Origin of the sequence: Paenibacillus sp. MMS18-CY102 (genome assembly GCF_009789195.1) — a bacterium.
Classification (GTDB): Bacteria; Bacillota; Bacilli; order Paenibacillales; family Paenibacillaceae; genus Paenibacillus_T.
The window spans coordinates 126,920-146,447 of sequence record NZ_WSTC01000004.1; the positions used below are offsets into that span (position 1 = coordinate 126,920).

Consider the following 19,528-nt stretch of genomic DNA (forward strand, 5'->3'; position numbering starts at 1 on the left):
TCTTACTCCTTAAATATACAAAATAAATTGATCCTGACGCCGTTTAAACAAGTAAACCCCCGCCAGCAACGTAACAAAAGCATAGCTCGCACATTGGACATTTAACTCCCAAGTCGGGATCGAACCATACAAAAGCCCTTCGCGGAAATGTGTAATGAAGTAATATAACGGATTCCCGTTGAGTAAGAACATGTACTTATCCGGCATAATCTCCATTGGATAAATAATCGGCGTCGCATACATCCAAGCAGTAAGGAACACCCCGTAAATATGTTCAATGTCCCTAAAGAAAACAACGATACTGCACAAAATCAATCCGACACCCACACTAAAGACGAATATGTAGAATATCGAAATAAAACTAAACAATAATGTTGCTTTTAATGCAACACCCGTTGTCAGACAAACGATTAGAACTGCAATGAATGAAAAACACATATTAACTAAAGAATAAAGAACTTTCGAAACCGGAAAAATATACTTAGGTATATACACCTTTTTAATAATTTGGCCTGATGAATAAATGGAGGACATCGCTAGTGATGTCGCTTCAGAGAAGAAAGAGAACAATACTTGTCCACTAATAACATAAGCAGCAAAATTTTCGATATTAAAACGGAATAGTTCTTTAAATACCAGAGTTAAAATTGTCATTGTCAAAAGCGGATTGAGCAAGCTCCACACTACACCGAGTACCGATCGTTTGTATTTGATCTTGATATCCTTAAGAACAAGCAACTTCAACAAATCACGATACTTAAAAAAGTTTCTCATATATCTTCCATATTCATTCATATTCTACTCACCATACATCTTTCCTAATTATTGTTAGATCCAATAACGCAAAAGCAGCATTGCAATCGTCACTAACCCACTACATATACCTAGAGTTGGTATAGATCCACTTATAAGGCCCATCGCCTTCTCTCTCCATTGACGAAACAATCCCGTTGTTGGATATAAGAGAGTCAACCCTAGAATAACACATGGAATAAAATACCTGCCTTGTACACCGGACACAATTCGATATCCTACACCGCCAATCTCAGGGATCGAAGTCCAGATAATGTACAGTGACGTTTCGACTAGAAGCAGAATGAATAAGAAAATCCCGACGGTTATTATTTTATCCTTCCACTGTAATTGTATCCCTTTATTAGTATCAAAAATAGCCAACACCAACAACCCAATCAGATAAGCAATAATAAACAACATCGGCAAGTTAGTGTCTAGCCAACCTAAATTCCCAACGAAGCTATTGATATAGTAGAATCTTAGTTCCATAAACGTTCTTGCGAGAACCTTTATGTACTCGACTGGATGGTACAATATAAACTTAACTTGCTCCGTGCCGTTCGACGTACCCCCTGGCGATGCCAGCGCTATCTGCGTCAGCAGCATCCAAGCCAAGTGTGTTACTGCCCCTGTCCCCCATATAATACCGATCGATTTCCAGCGTTCTTTTGTATTTCTAAATTTCGATACTGGAATTAACAAGACTAGCAACAGCAACGGATAGTAAATAAGTTTCAGCTCTATTAGAAGCACGGCTGCAATACATAAAAAAATAATACTTTTCCTTGTGATCTGCGTTTGCGAGCTATCGTAGCTCAATCGGAGTATATAAGAAACCACTAGTAGGGAAACACCTATGACCATTGAATCGTAGTTAAGAGAGGACGCTAAAGATAGGGTCATCGGCATCATGCCTAGCATAAACATCACGTGCTTGTAGAACGGCATAAGTTTAATAGCATAAAACATACATGCTAAGAAAAACAAAAGATTGCCCAATCTTCCCGTATACAGGTAGAAAGCAGGGTTAATAAGATCAGGACTACACAACCAAACTATAGGCTTCACCAATAAAATCATTGTTACTTGCGGAATGTATAAGAGCGGGTGTACAGTTGCTGTGCTGTAAGGAGTAAATACCTTTTCCCCTTTCATATCGACCGGAAAATTCAAACTTTGCAACTGGGTAAATGTATATTTAACCTCCGTGTTCCCAATTTGATTTCGATGCTTGTTCTCAAATTCTAGCACTGCTGGAGGGAAGTAATTACCCTTTACCTGATCAACGGTCTTAGGAAGCAAATCAAAATTTGAGACCAAATATGTTTTTTTGAAATGGCTATCTTCATCTGCCATTTGAAATGGTGGCGTTAGTATGATGATGAGAAGCCCAAAAACGAATGCTATACTTAAAAATCTTTTTTCTAACGAATGCATTGAAATCACGTCTACTCATCCTTTTAAACATATCCGGATTGTGTTGATTATTATGGCCTGCTGTAACCCAGCTTTATCCGTTATGTACAGATTTTTACGGCTGATTTATTAAACTTATCAATTTGACTACAACTGCGTACGTTAGCTTATATGTTACAGCGAACAAGAGTGCAATAACAAAACATAAAGGAAATTGAATGAAATATAATTGTGCATGATATCCCGTTAACAATTGAGGAAATGCATCTTTTACAATTTCGCCAGACAATTTATCCGCGACCATATAACAAAGATAAATTTCTAATGTAATTGCCCCCACAAATGATAGAACACTATTAATTACTCTGCTATGCAAGTCAATCTTATAAAGCAAGCCAAAAATACTGAAGGAAATGATAACGGTCAGTATTGAACCATATCCACCACCAATGCCTCTGAAAGGCCCTCCACCTGCGAAATGAAAATCAAGCAATGACATGCCCACAGGAATGCCCACTAACAGCAAGCAATATGCCTTTGGAGAGCCGCGGCTGGAATTTCCTAAAATACGCCCCTAGCGCATAGTAAGTTAATGGGAAAAATTCCTTCCACCAATTTGGCAAAAAGATTTGCTTTTCACCTTTAAACATCGCGGGAATGCTGTTCCAAAATTCCGGAACCGCAGTTACGGCCAACAATGCCACGATCAAAAAGATAAATTGACGTTTTTCTAAATGTTCAATCATGGCGTTAAAATACGGGATTAGCAAATAAAATCCAAAGAAGAAACTCATATACCAATAGTAGCCCGGGAATTGGAAAATATAATACATAGAGTTTTTTGCAACGTTCGCAGTGCCATTCACAATTATCGCCGTAAGTGCAGAAAACAATATAAAAGGAATTACATACTTATAAATGTTTTTGTAGTACGTTCTTGTCGGCTTTTTATTACATTGCAAGTATCCAGTCGCCATTAAAAACAAGCCAATACAAGAAAATGACCCCCATCTCACAATAGCTTCCAGTACATTCGGGAAGTCCTTATATGGCTGCGCATAGAATCCGTAATTCAAAAAAAGTGCAATGAAGGCACTAAAATAACTGCGAGAACTTTAATAATATCTAAACCTATTATTCGGTTTTGCATAACTTGCCCCTTGTCATAGTTAGTTAATAAGCCTCCGTTTAATAAAGGAGCCCGCCCGCTATCTTTTCCATCTGAACTCTACCTGTTACAATAGTTGTATTACTGTCTTGCTTTAATCACACTTATGAATAAATAATAATTAAGGAGTCTCTCACATCCAATGAAAAAGAAACGAAATGAATCCTCATCAACCGCAACAATCGTCGCCTTACTACTTGGCCTCTGGTTCCTCATCTTCCCGTACAAAACAGGCCTGTTCAACGCCATGCTTTTCAGCTTCGAAAATTCGATTCTGCGGGCTTCCCTGTACTTGGTTCTTCTGTTGCTCGGGGTGTCAGCCGTTGCCATCGCCAAGCGCAATGAGGCTGATTCATCAGCGACATGGATTGCCACATCAGTCTGGGTAATCCCGCTATGCTACGTTCTTTCATCGTTCAGCGCAGTGTCAGCCTACTATTCACATTGGATGATTTTAATCAACGGATTAGCGGCAGCCTTCTTCTTCATCGCTGTAATTGGCACCCGGCACGCGTTGGGCCGAAGCATTCTTGAATGGTCCATTGTCGCTTCTGGTTACATTATTGTCGCATGGGGAATGTTGAACGCATTCGGCCTCGCATACAGCCGCGATGCCTTGTGGCAAGCGCAGCCTGGCCAGTTCCGCTTAGCGTCCGTCTTCCAATATTCCAATACATATGCAGCCTTGCTGATCGCGCTCTTCTTGGTTGCACTTTACTATTCGACACATGTGAAAAACCTTTACTGGCGTGCACTGCACGCAATAATGCTTGTCCCAATCTTCATCTCGTTTATGTTAACGTTGTCGCGGGCTGCATTGTTGCTATTGCCTGTGTTAGTGCTTTGCCTTCTTCCGTTTCTACGCTTGTCGAAACAAATTCTGCTTTTATTGTACATGATTGTGTCGATTGGCGCATCCCTTATCATTTTGAGTAAAATCGACTCGAATATGCTCGAAATCGCGCTGCAAGTCGTGCCTAGCGGGCTACAGGGCGACGCCCAGCTATTCTCTCCATTCGATCGGTTATCTTGGTCCGGATGGTTGCCATTACTTGGCGTTTCCGCTGTTGTCGCGTTCTGCGCCTTGTTATTGCACGGGAAATTGGAGCATTGGCTGGATAGCCGCCTGACTCGAATCCAAGGCCGAAAATGGTCACTGTTCGCAGTCCCGGCAGTACTTATCGTACTCTTCGCACTCGGTGCAGCCCTGGTGCTCGGCAGCAGTGCAGTGCGTGGCATACTTCCAGCTTCAATCGCCGACCGGATTGAGAACATTAATTTCCAGCAGCATAGCGTACTGGAACGCGGAACATTTTATAAAGATGCATTGAAAGTGTCTGCTGATTATCCCGTGCTTGGTGCAGGTGGCGGCGGCTGGGCGGATTTGTACCAGCAATATCAGAATAACCCGTACACTAGCCGGCAAGCACATAACTATTTTATCCAAGTGTTAGTTGAGACAGGCTGGGTCGGGCTGATTGCGCATCTTGCCTTCTTCATCGCCATGCTAGCTCTCTATATTCGCGGCCATATCCGCCATCCTGAGCGCCGCGGCAGCCATATAGTACTGTTCATTATGGCTTTTGCTATTCTCGCGCATAGCATACTCGATTTTGACATGAGCTTCGTGTACATGATTGCAGTCGTATTCGCTTGCTTAGGTGCATCGGCAACTGCATTCGCTCCGGCAGCCGTCAAGAAAGTGGTTGAAAGCGAAGAACGCACATCGCCCGCAGCAAGCTGGGCCAATTGGATCGTTCCATCTGCTACAGGCGTGATCGCGGTCATCGCAATCTTCTACACCGGACACCAGCTTAGCGCACATGCTAACTATGACAAAGCAATCGCACTCGTTCAGCAAGAAAAACCGATTGACGAGGTGCTTGTGCCTCTCGATAAAGCGATCAAATCGAGCCCAGACCATCCGACGCTTTCGGCTGTAAAAAGCCAATGGCTCATGCAGGTCTATCAGCAAACGAAAACTGAAACGTATGCGAAAGAAGCAGGCGAGCTGCTTGGCCATCTCTATCAAGCAAATCCTTATGATGAGATGACATTGGGCGCAAAATACCAATACGAATTAATGGTCGGGCAAGAAGATGCCGCTCTCGCTACGCTAGATGAGCGCATTGCCAAGTTTAACTGGAACATCGATATGTACGGGGATGCCATGCGGCAATATGCGCTCAGCGGCTGGAACACAGGAACGGAGAAGCTGGAGCGCCGCGAGCAGCTGTGGAAACATGTCGATGAGCTGCACGCGGAAGTGCTCCGCCGAATGGAAGAGCTGAAGAAGCTGCCAGAAGGCCAGCTTCAGGGGCGTTCGTTCGATATCACGCCTGCTATTCGCCAAGCACTTGGATTCGTTGCATATGGACGCGGCGACTATGCCAAAGCGATTGAATGGACACAGCCACTCGTAACAGACGATGTGAATAAGCTGAAGGAAAGCTCGGTTCTTGTGGAAGCACTCCGCATTTACTTAGCCGCACTTAATGCGACTGGCCAATCCAATGATGGGCTGAAGAGCAAACTCATCGAGGCGAGCCCAGATGAAGAAGCTATGCTGAATGGCTTAATTGCAGGCCGGTCCAAGTAGTAGCATTTTCTAACGGACCTCAGCGCCGCTATCCCTCTCAAAAGGTGCCCGTTGCAAATGTAACAGACTCCACAGCCGTTATTTAGCCATTTTGCTGCCACATGTGGATCAAATCGGACAAATAACGGCCGCTCGGTCCGTTAGAACGCAAATGGCCTGATTCGGGCTAAATAAGGGCTTCTCGGTCCGTTAGAATTCCAAACAATCGGTTTCTTCTTATAAATAAAATAAGGGCGTCCCCAAGTTTACGCTTGCGGGACACCCTTATTTTTTTACAATAGGAAAACTGTAGCATTCATGATACAATACGTATCATAAATGCTACAACATCCTATATCGGAGGCGCATTCCCTCATGCAGTTCTCTCAGCTTGCTGCTTATCATGCAGCCGATTACTTCCCTTTCTTCCAAACCATTATCCTAACCCTATACGCGCTCATCATCCCGTCCGTGCTCAGCACGGGTTCGCTTTCCGCTATATCCGTCTCTAGCATTGCTGTATATGCATCGCTGTTAATTATGTCCCACGCGATTGGCATGCGCAGCATGGCACGCATGCCTCGTTCGCTCGTTATGATTATCCCAACGGTACTCATTGCAGATGCCGCCGTCATGCTTATTGGGTTTCACAGCTACGGTTATGGCGAGAAAGTTACGTCGCTTATCCTGCACGGGTTATAATGATCTAAGCTGTGCAGGACAAGCAATCGCAACTGCATGCGTTGCTATGCCATTGTCTCCGAGTGGCTGTCCCGCTGAACAGGCCTGCCAACCGAGAAATAACGCAAGCCCGTCGCAGCCACCTGCTCTAATCGGAACGCATTCCGGCCATCGATAAACACCGAGCCGCGAAGCAACGACTCTATGCGTTGCAAATCCGCTTGGACAAAAGTATCCCATTCTGTCAGCAAGCAGAGCGCATCACTGCCCGTTACAGCCTCCCATTGCTCCTCACACCAAATGATGTCTTCATTCGCCCCCGCATCGCTGTAAAACATTCGTTTGAAATTAGCCATCGCAATTGGATCGTATACCTTCAACAAGGCTCCCGCTTCTAGCAATGCTGCCATAATGTCCGCAGCTGGCGATTCCCGCACATCATCTGTTCCCGGCTTAAAGGCGAGCCCCCACAACCCGACCGTCTTGCCATTCAGGTCGCCAAGTGAAGCCGCAAGCTTGTCCAGCACACTGCGGCGCTGCAGCTGATTAACCTCCACAACGGACTTTAATAGCTTAAAGTCGTAGGCGACGTCTCCTGCAATCTGAATGAGCGCTTGCGTATCTTTGGGGAAACAAGAGCCACCATAGCCGATGCCTGCCCGCAGGAAGTAACCGCCAATCCGTTGGTCCAGCCCCATCCCGGAAGCGACCTCTTCGACATTCGCACCAACTTTTTCACACAGGTTGGCAATCTCGTTAATGAACGAAATTTTCGTTGCTAGAAACGCATTGGATGCGTATTTGATCATTTCTGCGCTGCGAATGTCCGTCCTTACGATCTGGCTAGTCAACGGGCGATGCAAGGCTTCCAATGCAGCTGCGGCACGATCGCTATCCGTTCCGATAATAATTCGGTCAGGGTGCAGCGTATCGCGGACAGCAGAGCCTTCACGAAGAAACTCTGGCACCGATGCGACATCGAATGGCTGCGACGTATGCGCCCCGATCCAAGCTGCGACCCGCTCGTTGGTGCCGACGGGCACCGTGCTTTTGGTCACCACGATGGCATAACCGGCAAGCCCCTGCCCGATCTCTTCCGCGGCTTGCCGAATGAAGGCAAGGTTCGCTTCCCCACTCGGCAACGATGGCGTTCCAACCGCAATGACGATAAGCTCTGCCGTTTGCACCGCTTCAGCCAAATTCGACGTAAACCGCAATCTGCCTGCCGCTCGGTTTGCATTCATCATTTGCTCCAGGCCCGGTTCATAGATCGGCACTTCACCGCTGTTAAGCTGATCGATCTTGGATTGCAGCTTGTCCACGCATGTGACATCATTCCCTAGCTCAGCCCAGCACACGCCAGATACGAGCCCTACATAACCTGTTCCGATTACCGCAATCTTCACCAAGGCACCTCCGTCGCGGCCAACGATTCCTTTTCGTTTCCGCTTTCCACAACATGTTCGCGAACAATTTCTTCCCAATCCAGCGCTAACCGGACGATATCCTCTTCAATGAGCTCCGGTCCCGTTTGAACCTCGATGATCTCAAGTTCCGCTGTCGCACGAATGCTATGTTTCATCAACGGGGGCACGATCACGACATCTCCCGCCACAATTCGCTGCAGCTTGCCGTCAAGCACCATATAGCCCGCGCCCGCAATAACTGTCCAGACCTCCCGCCGGCTCATGTGGTACTGGTAACTCAAATTGCAGCCAGCCGCGATCCGAATGCGCTTCGTCAGCACCTCGCCGCATTCAGGATGCTTGGTATAGTCAATTACCCGATACCGTCCCCATCGCCGCTCCTCGTACATGGGGCGATGTTCGCGATGCTGCATTACTTCTTTAATGCGCGGGCTTGCCGCCTTATCAGCGACAAGAATGCCGTCCGGGCTAACTGCAATAACGGCATTAGAGATTCCCAGCACGGTCACTGGAATGTCCAGCTCGTTGACGATATGCGTATTTAACGAATCTTCCGATTTGATAGCGTGGCCGATTAACGAGCTTGCCATTTCCTCCGTCAGCGTGTTCCAAGTTCCGAGATCCTTCCAATACCCCGTATAAGGCAGTACGATCACGCGCTCAGCTTTCTCGACTACCTCATAATCGAAGCTAATTTTGCGAAGCCCATCATATTGCGCCAGCAGCCCGTCATAATCGACCGGCAACCCTCTAGCCTCCAACTCCTGTACCATATAGCCCAGCCGAAAAGCGAAGACGCCGCAATTCCATAGCGCCTGCTGCCCAATAAGTTCGCTTGCGCGGCCTTCATTCGGTTTTTCTTCAAAATGGCTCACTAGCCGATACGGCGCGCCAGCTCTGTCACTATCCGCCGTAGGGACGATGTATCCATACTTAGTTGACGGGTACGTTGGGCCTACGCCGAGCAAACCGATGTCTGCATTAGAGGCCCGAAGCGCTTCCTCCAGCTCCAATACCTTCGTGAAAAAATGCTCCTCCACATAAGGGTCAACCGGCAATACGGCAACAACCGCATCGAGCGGCACCTGATGCACCGTGTGCAAGCAGGCAGCTGACAATGCGATAGCGGGAAACGTATCCCGCCGCTCCGGTTCCACGATGATGGCTGGCTCCTCGCCGAGCTGGCTATGGATAACCTCCACCTGGGCACGCCCCGTCGCAATATACGCCTGGCACCCAGCGCCCGCTCTCGAAAGCTGCCCCCATACGCGTTGAACCATCGATTCATACTCGCCAGCTTCGTTGTGAAACAACTTCAAAAACTGCTTGGACCGCGCATCATTGGACAGCGGCCACAACCGCTTCCCTGACCCGCCGGAGAGCAGTATAACGTGCATGGCGTAGCCTCCTTCGCTTACTCGCTTTTTGCGCGCAGCAGCTGTTTTTTGTCCATCCACCTGACAATGGCGCCTACCACTAAAGATTCTAGGAGCAGTCGCTGCACCAGCACGACATCATTCGAACCGCCTGCGAACGAGAAACGCGCTAAAAAATAACACATGCTGGCGACACAAAAGCCATACACCCACCGGTGCTCCCGCAAATATCGATCCAACAGCATCAGCCCCGCCATCGAAATCATTCCCAGTGCAAGGCCGCCAAGCCCAATGCCCATCACCCCGCTGTCGAGGTACATCACCCCTGGTCCGGTGACGAAAATTCCGCCTTTACTCCAGCCCCACACCTCGAACGTAAAAATGTTCGTGATAGGAAGATCCCATTTTGATTTCCACACAATGCGCGGGATAAGAATCGTGAGTGATTCAAACCAAAAATGGCCGACCTTATGCCCCATCTCATCCGGCACGCGGTTAATAACCGACAAGAAGCCGTCATAGCCATTGAACGAGCTGCGGTAAATTTGGTTGAAGATGTCCGCCGGGTTCGATAACAAAGCCTGTTTCGCCCAGTAGAGGAATGTCCCCCCTTGCCGCACAAGGGAACCCCGGACGAACGAGATCATATACCCGATGTAGAAAACGATCGTGCCAATAAATGCAAAGATCGGCAGCTGCCGATACAGCACCTTATAACCTTTATGCTGAATAACAAGAGCAAGCAGGATGAGCGATATCGTAACCATTTTGGTCCGGTTGCCCGTGACAAGGGATGTGCCTAACAAACCTACGAGCGATAGCCACCATAGCCGCCCGACCTGCCCTCTCCGGTAGGAGTACCAAAGGAGCAAGTTTACAAACGGCATCTCAATGAGCATGATCGACGGGCCTTCCCCTGCTACGCTAACGCGGCTGTTCTCTAACTGCGAGTTGGCAATTAGCGTATTGCCGCTTGCAATGGACTTGAGCGTTAGCAGCAGCCCCGGACCCGAGAGTACCAACAGGATGCGCAGGATCCACTTGCTTCCGGAAGGCTTCTCTTCCCCCGTCTCAACCCTGGTGTAATTCATTTTCCGAGCGATAACGCGCGTGGGCCACTGAACGAATAGTGCGCCTGCTGTAAACGTCGCATTAAACAGCGCCAGGTAGAGCAACGAGCGGTCAATCAGCCTGCTATCTGGAAAATAATCACCCGTTGGCCCGAAGACGAGATCGGTCCCGCTCATAATGAGCAGAAACCGGACGAAAACGCCGAGAAACTCACCGACAGCCAGAAACATAAATATAATATTGATCGGTCCGGTAGCTCTCCGGTTCCGAGCCATAATAAGCATCGCAATAATACTAAGCACATAAGCGCCTATGGCGGGCGAATGTTCTAGCATAAGGAGGGCTCCTCTAGCGGGATAACAGCATGGCTTCCCATTGTTGTATGATCTCTGATGTGCTGAATTCATGGTTCAGCCATTGCCGAACCTCCGTTGCGGCCGCAGCCTCCTGCCCGCTTTCCAACATCCGCGCAATAGACGAGCTAAGCGCCCGCACGTCGCCGCGCGGCACTAGGTAGTCCCGCCAATAAGGGGCAACGATCTCTGGCAATCCGCCTGCTGTTGTCGCAATCATTCGGCAATTTCGCGCCTGCCCCTCCGAAGCTACGACAGGTGCAGGATCATCCCAATTGCTTGGTATGACGAGCACATCGTGGCGGTCATATACCGTGATCAACTGATCATGCGGGATAAAGCCGAGTGACTCATAGGCCACGCCACTCTGCTCTAGTTGGCGGATAACCGATTGAATATAGGGGCTGTCTGTTGAACCGAGAAAATGGCTGCCGCCTGCAATGCTAAGCTTGACGCCCTGCTTTAACGGATCCGGCAGCTGCGCCAGCGCATCAACGAGAAAATGAAGCCCTTTATCCTCCACAATGCGCCCGCAGTACAATACAGAGTTCGGCTGGCGCTTTGCACTGGCGTCCGCCTCAAGCCACTCCTGGCCCAGCGGGTTATGAATCACTTCATGCGTAAGCTTAAGCGCGCGCGGGATCGTCTGCTCAAGCGAAGCTTGCAAAAACCCGCTAACGCTAATAATGCCGTCCATCGCCTTGCACCACCATCGAAGGGCGTGCTTCGTCTTTTTCTTCACGTTATGGGCGCTCCAAATGATCTTCGCCTCTGCACTCCATCGCCGAACAACCGGCGCGATGTACGGATCAAACACCACGACATGCGCATACAGCGAAGGGTCAATGCCCCGCAGCAACCGCTTCACCGTCTTGCGTGCATCCCAAATGCCGCGCAAGCCTCCTGACTGAATCGGCGCATCGATCGCATGCCAGCGCAGTGGCCGCTCTGCGAACGATGGCTGCCGGGCGATCGACTGCTCCGTCATCATCGTCATCATCCCAACATCCCAGCCCCGATTCGCCAGCTCCGCCGCAATCTGGCCCAGCACCTGCTGGATCGCGCCGCCAGAAGCTGCCGGTATCGGCAAGCTGCTTGAATTAACAAACAAAATACTGCGTTCTCTCATTATTCACGCTCCATTGTCGCCATCATTCGATCCGTCATTTGGCCCACATACCCCTGCATCCGAAACCGTTCGCCACAGCTCGTGTAGGCTTGCTCCGCCATCTCTATCCGCAACGCTTCGTTCTGGGCCAGCTTAAGCACGCTCTCGGCCAGCGCCTCCGCTGTAGGCGGCACAACAAGCCCTGAACGGCCATGGCGAATAATTTCGCTGCTGCCTCCCAGATTGGAACATACGATAGGCAACTTAGCGCCTGACGCCTCCAGCAGTACTGTAGGCAGCGGATCCGGACGAATGGAAGCATGGACGAAGATACTATGTGCCGCACAGCAGGCAAGCTCTTGCAGCGCCTTATAGCCGCCATACATTACGAACTGCTGGGCAAAAGGCGACTGCGCCACGCGTGCGCGCAGCTGCTCCGCATAAGCCACGCTGCCTTGCGCATCCGCAGCCGCAGCGCCAGCAATGACGAACTGCCAGTCAGGCAGTTGCCCTGCAATGCGTTCCATCGCTTCGACGAATACGTCAAATCCTTTCCATGCCAGCAGCCAGCCTGCGATAATGATGCGTTTCGTGGACGTATGCTGCCGCTCGATCCCCTGCCCACTCTCCGCTCCAGCCGCTAACTCTTGCACAGCTGCACTCACAAGCCCAACGCCTGCCTTCATCTCGTAGCCATTATGCTCGTAGCTGACATTCGTTCCATCAGCATTGTTCATGAATGCCCGCAGGTCACTCTCCACGCTCTGCGATACGCAGCTGATATGATCCGCATTACGCAGTGCGTATCGGAACACACGCCTCGCCATCCCGCTGAAACTGCCCGGAAAATCATGCAGCCGAATAAGCGTTGGCACCTTGCGGCGTACGAGATTGATGAGCAAATGGGCTTTCACCGAATTGGAATAGACCAGGTCCGGCTGCTGCTCCTTAATAACTGCGCCAAGCCTACGGTATAACCGAACCGACTGCCCGATATCACGGCCGCTCACCTTGCCCCTTGTTGTATCCATCCGCTCGAATTCCTGCGCTTCAACCCACGGGATTCCAGCCGCCACGGCTTCTTGCTGCATAGCGCCAGCAGGCGAGACAAGGACAGGCGCAATGCGGGAGCGGTCCAGCCGCAGGAGCAAATCAAGCAGCACCTTCTCTGCTCCGCCGAACCGGCCTGCCTGATTGACGAACAGCACTTTTTTGACTGGTTGATTCATCACCCTGCGCCTCCCCCTGCTGCTATCCGCTGCCGTGCAAGCAGCGCCTCATAGACGTGATGGTAGGTCTTCGCCCGCTCGTTCCAGAGCAGTGATTCGCCTTGCTGAAGGCAGCCTGCCCGCCAAGCCTGCAGCTGGCCGCTCCCAATGAAGGTATCTAGCCGTCCCGCCCAAACGTCCACATCACGCTCAGATAGCAGCCAACCGCTTTCATCATGGCGAATGATCTCAGCTATGCCGCCAGCGGCATACCCCATGACCGGGCAACCATGATAAATGCTTTCCGCGGCAGCCATCCCGAATATTTCGTAGGAGGAGCACGCCATATAAACATTCGATGCCTGCAGCAAATGCCCGATCTGGCTGTTCGGAACGCGGCCAAGCGCCCATATATGTTCCTGAACCTGCCCATACATCGGAAGAGCCTCAACAAACGCCTTGGGTTCCCCCGCTAATACTAGCTTCACCTTGGATTTCAGGCGCAGCATCACTTCCAACAGGAACGCCAGGTTGTCTTCCTTGTCCATCCGCCCAATGTGCATCAGCACTGTATATCCTTCCGCTTGGGCGGTCCGGATTGCTGCAAGCTGCTCACTCGTTTCCGCCGTTATCGCCGTTTCATACGCGTCCGGATCAATGCCGACAGGCGCATAATGCGCAGGCTGCAGCCTCAAGCCTTCTGCATAATGCATCGCTGCCTTTGTTTTGCACAGCACGCCTTGCACTTGCGAGCGAATGAGCCCAGCATTGCCTTGCGTCAGCCACGTCTTCAGCCTGCGGCTGGACTCGTACTCCCCTAGGGAGAGTACGAGCGGCACGCGGCTGCGCTTAGCGGCATAATGTGCCGCGAGCACGCCAAGATTGCTTAAATCTTGGCATTGAATGATATCTGCTCCCTCTCGCAGCAAGCTGCCATATCCATGCTTTGGCCAACCAGCTTGGCGCCCGCCAATGCGGGGCAGCTCATGCCAGACCAAGCCTTCCCGAACCGGAATAATCTCCTCCTTCGGGCCGGACGAGTACACTGTAACGCGCCAGCCGAACTGAGCGAGCGCTTTGCCTAAGCCGATTTCTTGCACGTTATAATGGCGGGGATTCACATATTGGGAGCTGCCCCGCATAATCGCCAGTTTATTAGCGCTCAGCTGCATCACATCTGCACCTTCTTTCTTGGAATGAGCCGCTTCATAACCTGTCCTGCCATTGTTAAGAGCGTTGCCAATATATCATTGCGCAGCGGAAGCAGTTTCGCCACGAGCAGTACAACCAATCCCGTCACCGCTAGCGCGCCGCCGCCCCTGGCCATAAGCAGCAGCTTATTCGCTTCAACAGAGGACGGAACAAGCAGCGCATAGCCAATTAATGCAACGAGCAGCACGGCGCCACCTGGCACGACCGCCTTCGCCACTTGCAGCGAGTGTTTAACAATTCCTGACTGGAGCTTGCGCATCGCAAGCGTATACAGAATGAGTACATTCGCTGCAACGGATAACCCGTTAGCGATGACAAGCCCTGTCACCCCATACGATTGAACAAGTGCATAACCACATACAAGATTGACAATGACTGCGCCTACAGAAGCAATTATTATTTTCCGTCCGCCATGGAAGGAGAAGAAGAACTGCACCGTAATCGGCAGCATCATGTAGAAGAACGAGAACCCGCCGTAAATCTTCAGCAGCGACGCTGTTATATGCAAGTCGCTAATCGTAAATTTGCCATGATAATAGAACACCGCCACAAGCGAATCTCCATAAAAAATGAGCCCTCCGCTCACGAGCAGCCCTGCAAAAATGATCCACGACAGCCCTTTGCGGTACAACCGCCCCATTTCACTTAAGTTGCCATCGTTATGGCTGCGAACGAACCGAATGTACATCGTCGTCGCGATTGTCCCGCCAATCAGCCCCGTAGGCAGCTGGCCAAGCTTGGAAGCATAGTTCAGATTGCTAATCTGTCCGCCAGGAAGCCCCGAAGCGAGTATTCGGTCGACGATTTGGTTCATTTGCGTTAATGCCTGGCTTAAGAAAATCGGAACCATTGCCTTGGCGACAATCTTCATCGACGGATGCCATAGCCGCAGCTCCAGCTTGAGCTTCTTCGACCGGTATAGCGGCACCATCTGTACGAGGCAGCGGCCCATAACCCCAGCTAACAAGCCATACGCAAGCGCCTCAATGCCCAGCCATCGATACAGCACAAGCAACGCAAGAAAAAAGAATGCGTTATACATAATGCCGACAAGCGAAGAATACACAAACTGCTCAAACGTATTGTTAATGCCCGAGAACAAGCCCGACAGGGCTGAGAACAGAATGGCAATCGCCATAATGCGCAGCAAGGAATCCCCTGTCTCATGCTGCATAGCGCTAAAGTTAGGCGCCAATAGCCCAACCACTTGGTGTACAAGCACGTAGACACCCACTGCGAGTGCCAGTGATGCCGCCCCGACATATAAGAAAGCCGTCGTAATCAGCTGTTCGCCCGATCGCAGTGATCGGTCCCACTCCTTGCGCAGCACAGGAATAAGCGCATTGGTCACCGTATAGCCAATCCAGCCTGCAACTAAATCCGGGACAATCATCGCCACATAATAAGCATCTGTCGCATCCGTTGCGCCGAATAAATAAGCAATATAGGACTCTCGGCCAAAACCGAGCAGCAAGCTAACTAAAGTCAGGGTTCCGACGATTATTGTATTTCGCTTCAACGGGGATCGGTTCCCTTCCAGCTGCCTCTTGCAGCAGCTCCTCTGTATATGCCTTAAACGCCGTTACAAATCGTTCCGTAGAGAACCGCTTAGCATTGTCCAAACACGCTTGCGAGCTAATGCGCGACGCATGCTGCTCGAACCGCCGTACACCTTCTACGAGCGAGGCAACCGTCTGCTCCTTGAAAAACACGCCTGTCGGCTGCACTGCCGCATCCTCATCCGCTGCCGCTATATCGATCACGGTCTCCAGCGCGCCGCCCTTGCCGAAGGCGATGACCGGCGTTCCAGCCGCTTGCGCTTCGACTACCGAGATGCCGAAATCTTCCTCCGCTGCGAATACGAAAGCACGCGCATGCTTGAGCAAGCTGCGCACATTTTCTTGCGGCTGATAGCCGAGCAGCTCGACGTTGGCCGTCGCTTTGGCCTTAATTTTGTTAAAATCCGGCCCGTCGCCGACAACGATCAGCTTCTTGTCTGGCATCGTAGCGAATGCTTCGACGATTAGGTCCATCTTCTTGTACGGCACCATCCGCGAAAGCGTAATATAATAGTCCTGCTTGTCCTCCGAGTACTCAAACCCTTCAATATCGACAGGCGGATAAATAACCTTCGACTCACGCCGATACACCTTCCAAATCCGGTTGGCAATGAAATTGGAGTTCGCCATAAAATAGTCCACGCCGTTCGACGTCCGGTAATCCCACATTCGGATACGGTGGAGCATCCACTTTGCCATGAACCCTTTGAGCCCTCGTTCCAATCGGCTCTCCTTCAAGTATTGATGCTGTAAATCCCAAGCGTAACGCATAGGGGAATGCACGTAGGACACATGCAATTGGTGCGGGCCCGTGACAATGCCTTTGGCCACCGCATAGGAGCTGGAGATGATGAGGTCATACTTGGACATATCAAATTGCTCAATTGCCAGAGGCATAAGCGGAAGCAGCTTGCGGTAAATTCGTTTAGCGAATGGAATGTCTTGAATGAAGGAGACGTTCGTCTTCTTGTTCAGAATGAAGCCCCTCTTATTTTCTGGCAGAAAATCGACCAGGGAATACAGGTCCGCGTCCGGGTAGAGCAGCAAAATCTGTTCCAACACTTTCTCCGCGCCTGCGTAGGTTACGAGCCAATCATGTACGACTGCAACTTTCAATGTTGTTCACCCTTCTCATCTGTTCTTCTTAGTAGGCATTCTTCGAACCGAACAACACTGCAAACGTACGCAGCACAATCCAGCAATCCAGCCATATGCTCCGCCGCTTAATATACGACAGGTCGAGCTCTACCATCTGGTCGAAGGTTAGCCCATTGCGCCCGCTTACTTGCCATAAGCCTGTACAGCCCGGCGTCACAGCCAAGCGCTGTTTGTCATAGTCCGTGTAGGTCTCAACCTCACGAGGCAGCGGAGGGCGCGGCCCGACAAGGCTCATATCGCCACGCAGCACGTTGAGCAACTGTGGAAGCTCATCGAGGCTCGTTTTGCGAATAAAGCGGCCGATACGGGTAATTCGCGGGTCCTGCTTCATTTTGAACATGGAGCCCTTAATCTCGTTCTGCCCGAGCAAATGGTCAAGCTGCTTCTCTGCATCTGTTATCATCGAGCGGAACTTATACATTCGGAATTCCTTCCCATCCTTGCCGACTCGTGTCTGGTGGAAGAATACCGGACCCCTCACATCTTCTAGCTTAATTAGAACGGCAAGCAAGAAGAATGTGGGGAACAGCACCAGAAGGCCAAGCGACGCACCTAGCAGGTCCATCGTCCGCTTCATTGCCAGATATAGGACCTTTGCGCTTGCTTTGCCAACAGTCGCGGCCGCGCTTCGCGTTCCCGGCAAACTCTCGTCTGTCACAGCCGCGGCTAGATCCCCCTCATTATGGCTGACTATTGTCATCTCTCGTTCTCCCAACTGCTTTGTCTATTTAGCAAAAAACGGGCTATCCTTTTCTGCAAAATAGTAGAAAAGCATAGCCCGTTCTTCGTCATTCCGAACAAGCGTGGTGTCATCCCTGCTGTAATTCCCGTATGCTACAAACCTACTTGCCTGATGTTATGCCGTATTGTTTCAGCAGCCGCTCCATCGTCTGGATTGCCTGCCCCCGCAGATTGGCGTCCCGCATTGCAAACTCTAGTGTCGTCTCGATAAATCCGCCCAAGTCACCGACATCGTACCGCGTGCCCTCGTAGGCGTATGCATACACCTGACGCAGCTCATTCAACGATTGAATCGCGTCCGTCAACTGGATTTCACCGCCGACACCGCGTTCTTGGCGCTCAAGCAACTCGAAGATTTCCGATGTCAAAATATAACGGCCCATAATTGCCAAATTCGATGGCGCTTGGCCAAGCGGCGGCTTCTCTACAAGACGCTCCACCTGGTACAGCGGCCCTTCCTCGTTCCGCGCTTTCACGATCCCGTACCGATTCGTCTCCTCATCAGGCACATGCTTCACTGCGATAACCGGGCTTTGCACCTTCTCATAAGTATCGATCAGCTGGCGTATGCAAGGAACCTCCGCCTGCACAATATCATCACCCAACAGCACGGCAAACGGCTCATCGCCGAAAAATTTGCGTGCAACCCAGATCGCATGCCCGAGCCCAAGCGGCTCTTTTTGCCGAATGTAGTGGATATCCGCCATGCGCGAGGAGCACTGTACCCGCTTCAACAGATCCAGCTTCCCTTGCGTCCGTAACATCTCTTCAAGCTCGAATGCGTTGTCAAAATGGTCCTCGATCGCCCGCTTGTGCTTGCCTGTCACAATAATAATATCCTCGATGCCAGCGGCGACCGCTTCCTCGACAATATATTGAATCGTTGGCTTTGTTAGAATCGGAAGCATTTCCTTCGGCATCGCCTTAGTGGCGGGAAGGAAGCGGGTTCCCAACCCCGCTGCTGGAATAAGTGCTTTACGAATCGTTTTCATTAATTACACCCTTTCTTATTGGCCATCATTTACGTTCCTTCTATTTCACTAGCGAGAAACCGCCGATAAGCCCCAGGTGTATTAACATTTATGAAGGCAGCCTCTTCTGAAGCGCCTTGCGGTTCCACGAAAATGCATTGCAAATCGTCTAGCAGCCCCATCATCCTATAGCGTCCTGCCGACAGGTGCGCTACAAGAGCGGGGAGTGCGCGCGTATGATACAGCGCGTGAAACGGCTGGCGCAAGGCGCCAACGAAAGCTGCCGCTTCTTCATTCGCAGAGCCGATCTGTGCAGCTAGCCTCGCTACATAAGCAGCAGATAGATTCGGCATATCGCAAGCGATAACGAAAGCATAGCCAGCATCGCCGCCATTCAAGTTGGCTGTTAACGCTGCATGCAGTCCCGCCATAGGGCCACAATCAGGGTATGCATCGTTAACGAATCGAATGCGCCCTCCTTCAATATCCAATGCCGAAAGCTCACCACGGTATGCCTCCGCCCGTTCCTCGCTTCCAGCTGCAACCGTAACTTGCAGGCCCAGCGCTCGCAGCTCCATCGTTAGCTTCGCAAGAAGAGAACGGCCACCGATGGGCAATAGCGCCTTATCCTCTCCCATTCGCGTGCTTTTGCCGCCTGCAAGCACAATTGCTTCGGATAGCCGAAAGTTTGGTTCCATCACTGTCC

General features: G+C 50.6%; 17 protein-coding genes. 2 read left to right on the forward strand and 15 right to left on the reverse strand.

Features of this window, described 5'->3' with window-relative positions; translation table 11 throughout:
• Positions 1-9 precede the first annotated feature (9 nt).
• From GON22_RS04315 to GON22_RS04330, 4 genes are all read right to left on the reverse strand, one after another.
• Positions 10-795, reverse strand: a complete 786-nt coding sequence (locus GON22_RS04315; RefSeq protein ID WP_160394878.1) for an ABC transporter permease — start codon at positions 793-795, stop codon at positions 10-12.
• A gap of 33 nt (positions 796-828) precedes the next feature.
• Positions 829-2,232, reverse strand: coding sequence for a DUF2142 domain-containing protein (locus tag GON22_RS04320; RefSeq protein WP_237179017.1), 1,404 nt, complete (start codon positions 2,230-2,232; stop codon positions 829-831).
• 94 nt (positions 2,233-2,326) lie between these two features.
• The gene (locus GON22_RS04325) at positions 2,327-2,716 is read right to left on the reverse strand and encodes a hypothetical protein (protein WP_160394880.1); all 390 of its coding nucleotides are present in this window, start codon (positions 2,714-2,716) and stop codon (positions 2,327-2,329) included.
• Positions 2,697-3,227: an acyltransferase family protein gene (locus GON22_RS04330; RefSeq protein ID WP_336604261.1), complete on the reverse strand. Its 531-nt coding sequence runs from the start codon at positions 3,225-3,227 to the stop codon at positions 2,697-2,699. The genes GON22_RS04325 and GON22_RS04330 overlap by 20 nt, the downstream gene beginning before the upstream one ends.
• 294 nt (positions 3,228-3,521) lie before the next feature.
• Here GON22_RS04330 and GON22_RS04335 point away from each other — a divergent pair, with 294 nt between their 5' ends.
• Positions 3,522-5,978 carry an O-antigen ligase family protein gene (locus GON22_RS04335; RefSeq protein ID WP_160394882.1) on the forward strand — a complete coding sequence of 819 codons (2,457 nt, stop codon included), beginning with the start codon at positions 3,522-3,524 and terminating at the stop codon, positions 5,976-5,978.
• 354 nt (positions 5,979-6,332) lie between these two features.
• Positions 6,333-6,659 (forward strand): hypothetical protein, encoded by a 327-nt coding sequence (locus GON22_RS04340; RefSeq protein WP_160394883.1) that lies wholly within the window; start codon positions 6,333-6,335, stop codon positions 6,657-6,659.
• Positions 6,660-6,703: 44 nt separating this feature from the next.
• On the opposite strand, the gene GON22_RS04345 is transcribed toward GON22_RS04340, so the two are convergent.
• The 11 genes from GON22_RS04345 to mobA form a co-directional block, all read right to left on the reverse strand.
• On the reverse strand, positions 6,704-8,044 hold the full coding sequence (locus tag GON22_RS04345) for a nucleotide sugar dehydrogenase (RefSeq protein WP_160394884.1): 1,341 nt from the start codon (positions 8,042-8,044) through the stop codon (positions 6,704-6,706).
• The gene (locus GON22_RS04350) at positions 8,041-9,462 is read right to left on the reverse strand and encodes a sugar phosphate nucleotidyltransferase (RefSeq protein WP_160394885.1); all 1,422 of its coding nucleotides are present in this window, start codon (positions 9,460-9,462) and stop codon (positions 8,041-8,043) included. The genes GON22_RS04345 and GON22_RS04350 overlap by 4 nt, the downstream gene beginning before the upstream one ends.
• A gap of 17 nt (positions 9,463-9,479) precedes the next feature.
• Entirely contained in the window at positions 9,480-10,847 is a 1,368-nt protein-coding gene (locus GON22_RS04355; protein WP_160394886.1) for a hypothetical protein, read from the reverse strand.
• A 13-nt stretch (positions 10,848-10,860) separates the two neighbouring features.
• A complete protein-coding gene (locus tag GON22_RS04360; protein ID WP_160394887.1) occupies positions 10,861-11,994 on the reverse strand; it encodes a glycosyltransferase family 4 protein in 1,134 nt (377 codons plus the stop codon).
• Positions 11,994-13,202: a glycosyltransferase family 4 protein gene (locus tag GON22_RS04365; RefSeq protein ID WP_160394888.1), complete on the reverse strand. Its 1,209-nt coding sequence runs from the start codon at positions 13,200-13,202 to the stop codon at positions 11,994-11,996. The genes GON22_RS04360 and GON22_RS04365 overlap by 1 nt, the downstream gene beginning before the upstream one ends.
• Complete coding sequence (locus GON22_RS04370; RefSeq protein WP_160394889.1) at positions 13,202-14,353, reverse strand: glycosyltransferase family 4 protein; 1,152 nt, start codon at positions 14,351-14,353, stop codon at positions 13,202-13,204. Before GON22_RS04370 ends, GON22_RS04365 begins: the two co-directional genes overlap by 1 nt.
• Positions 14,353-15,912 carry a murein biosynthesis integral membrane protein MurJ gene (gene murJ, locus GON22_RS04375; protein WP_160394890.1) on the reverse strand — a complete coding sequence of 520 codons (1,560 nt, stop codon included), beginning with the start codon at positions 15,910-15,912 and terminating at the stop codon, positions 14,353-14,355. The genes GON22_RS04370 and murJ overlap by 1 nt, the downstream gene beginning before the upstream one ends.
• Positions 15,869-17,068 (reverse strand): glycosyltransferase family 4 protein, encoded by a 1,200-nt coding sequence (locus GON22_RS04380; RefSeq protein ID WP_160394891.1) that lies wholly within the window; start codon positions 17,066-17,068, stop codon positions 15,869-15,871. The genes murJ and GON22_RS04380 overlap by 44 nt, the downstream gene beginning before the upstream one ends.
• Before the next feature lie 28 nt (positions 17,069-17,096).
• Positions 17,097-17,810 (reverse strand): sugar transferase, encoded by a 714-nt coding sequence (locus tag GON22_RS04385; RefSeq protein WP_160394892.1) that lies wholly within the window; start codon positions 17,808-17,810, stop codon positions 17,097-17,099.
• 142 nt (positions 17,811-17,952) lie between these two features.
• Positions 17,953-18,843, reverse strand: a complete 891-nt coding sequence (gene galU, locus GON22_RS04390) for a UTP--glucose-1-phosphate uridylyltransferase GalU (RefSeq protein WP_160394893.1) — start codon at positions 18,841-18,843, stop codon at positions 17,953-17,955.
• A gap of 29 nt (positions 18,844-18,872) precedes the next feature.
• Positions 18,873-19,520, reverse strand: coding sequence for a molybdenum cofactor guanylyltransferase (gene mobA / locus GON22_RS04395; RefSeq protein WP_160394894.1), 648 nt, complete (start codon positions 19,518-19,520; stop codon positions 18,873-18,875).
• Positions 19,521-19,528 lie beyond the last annotated feature (8 nt).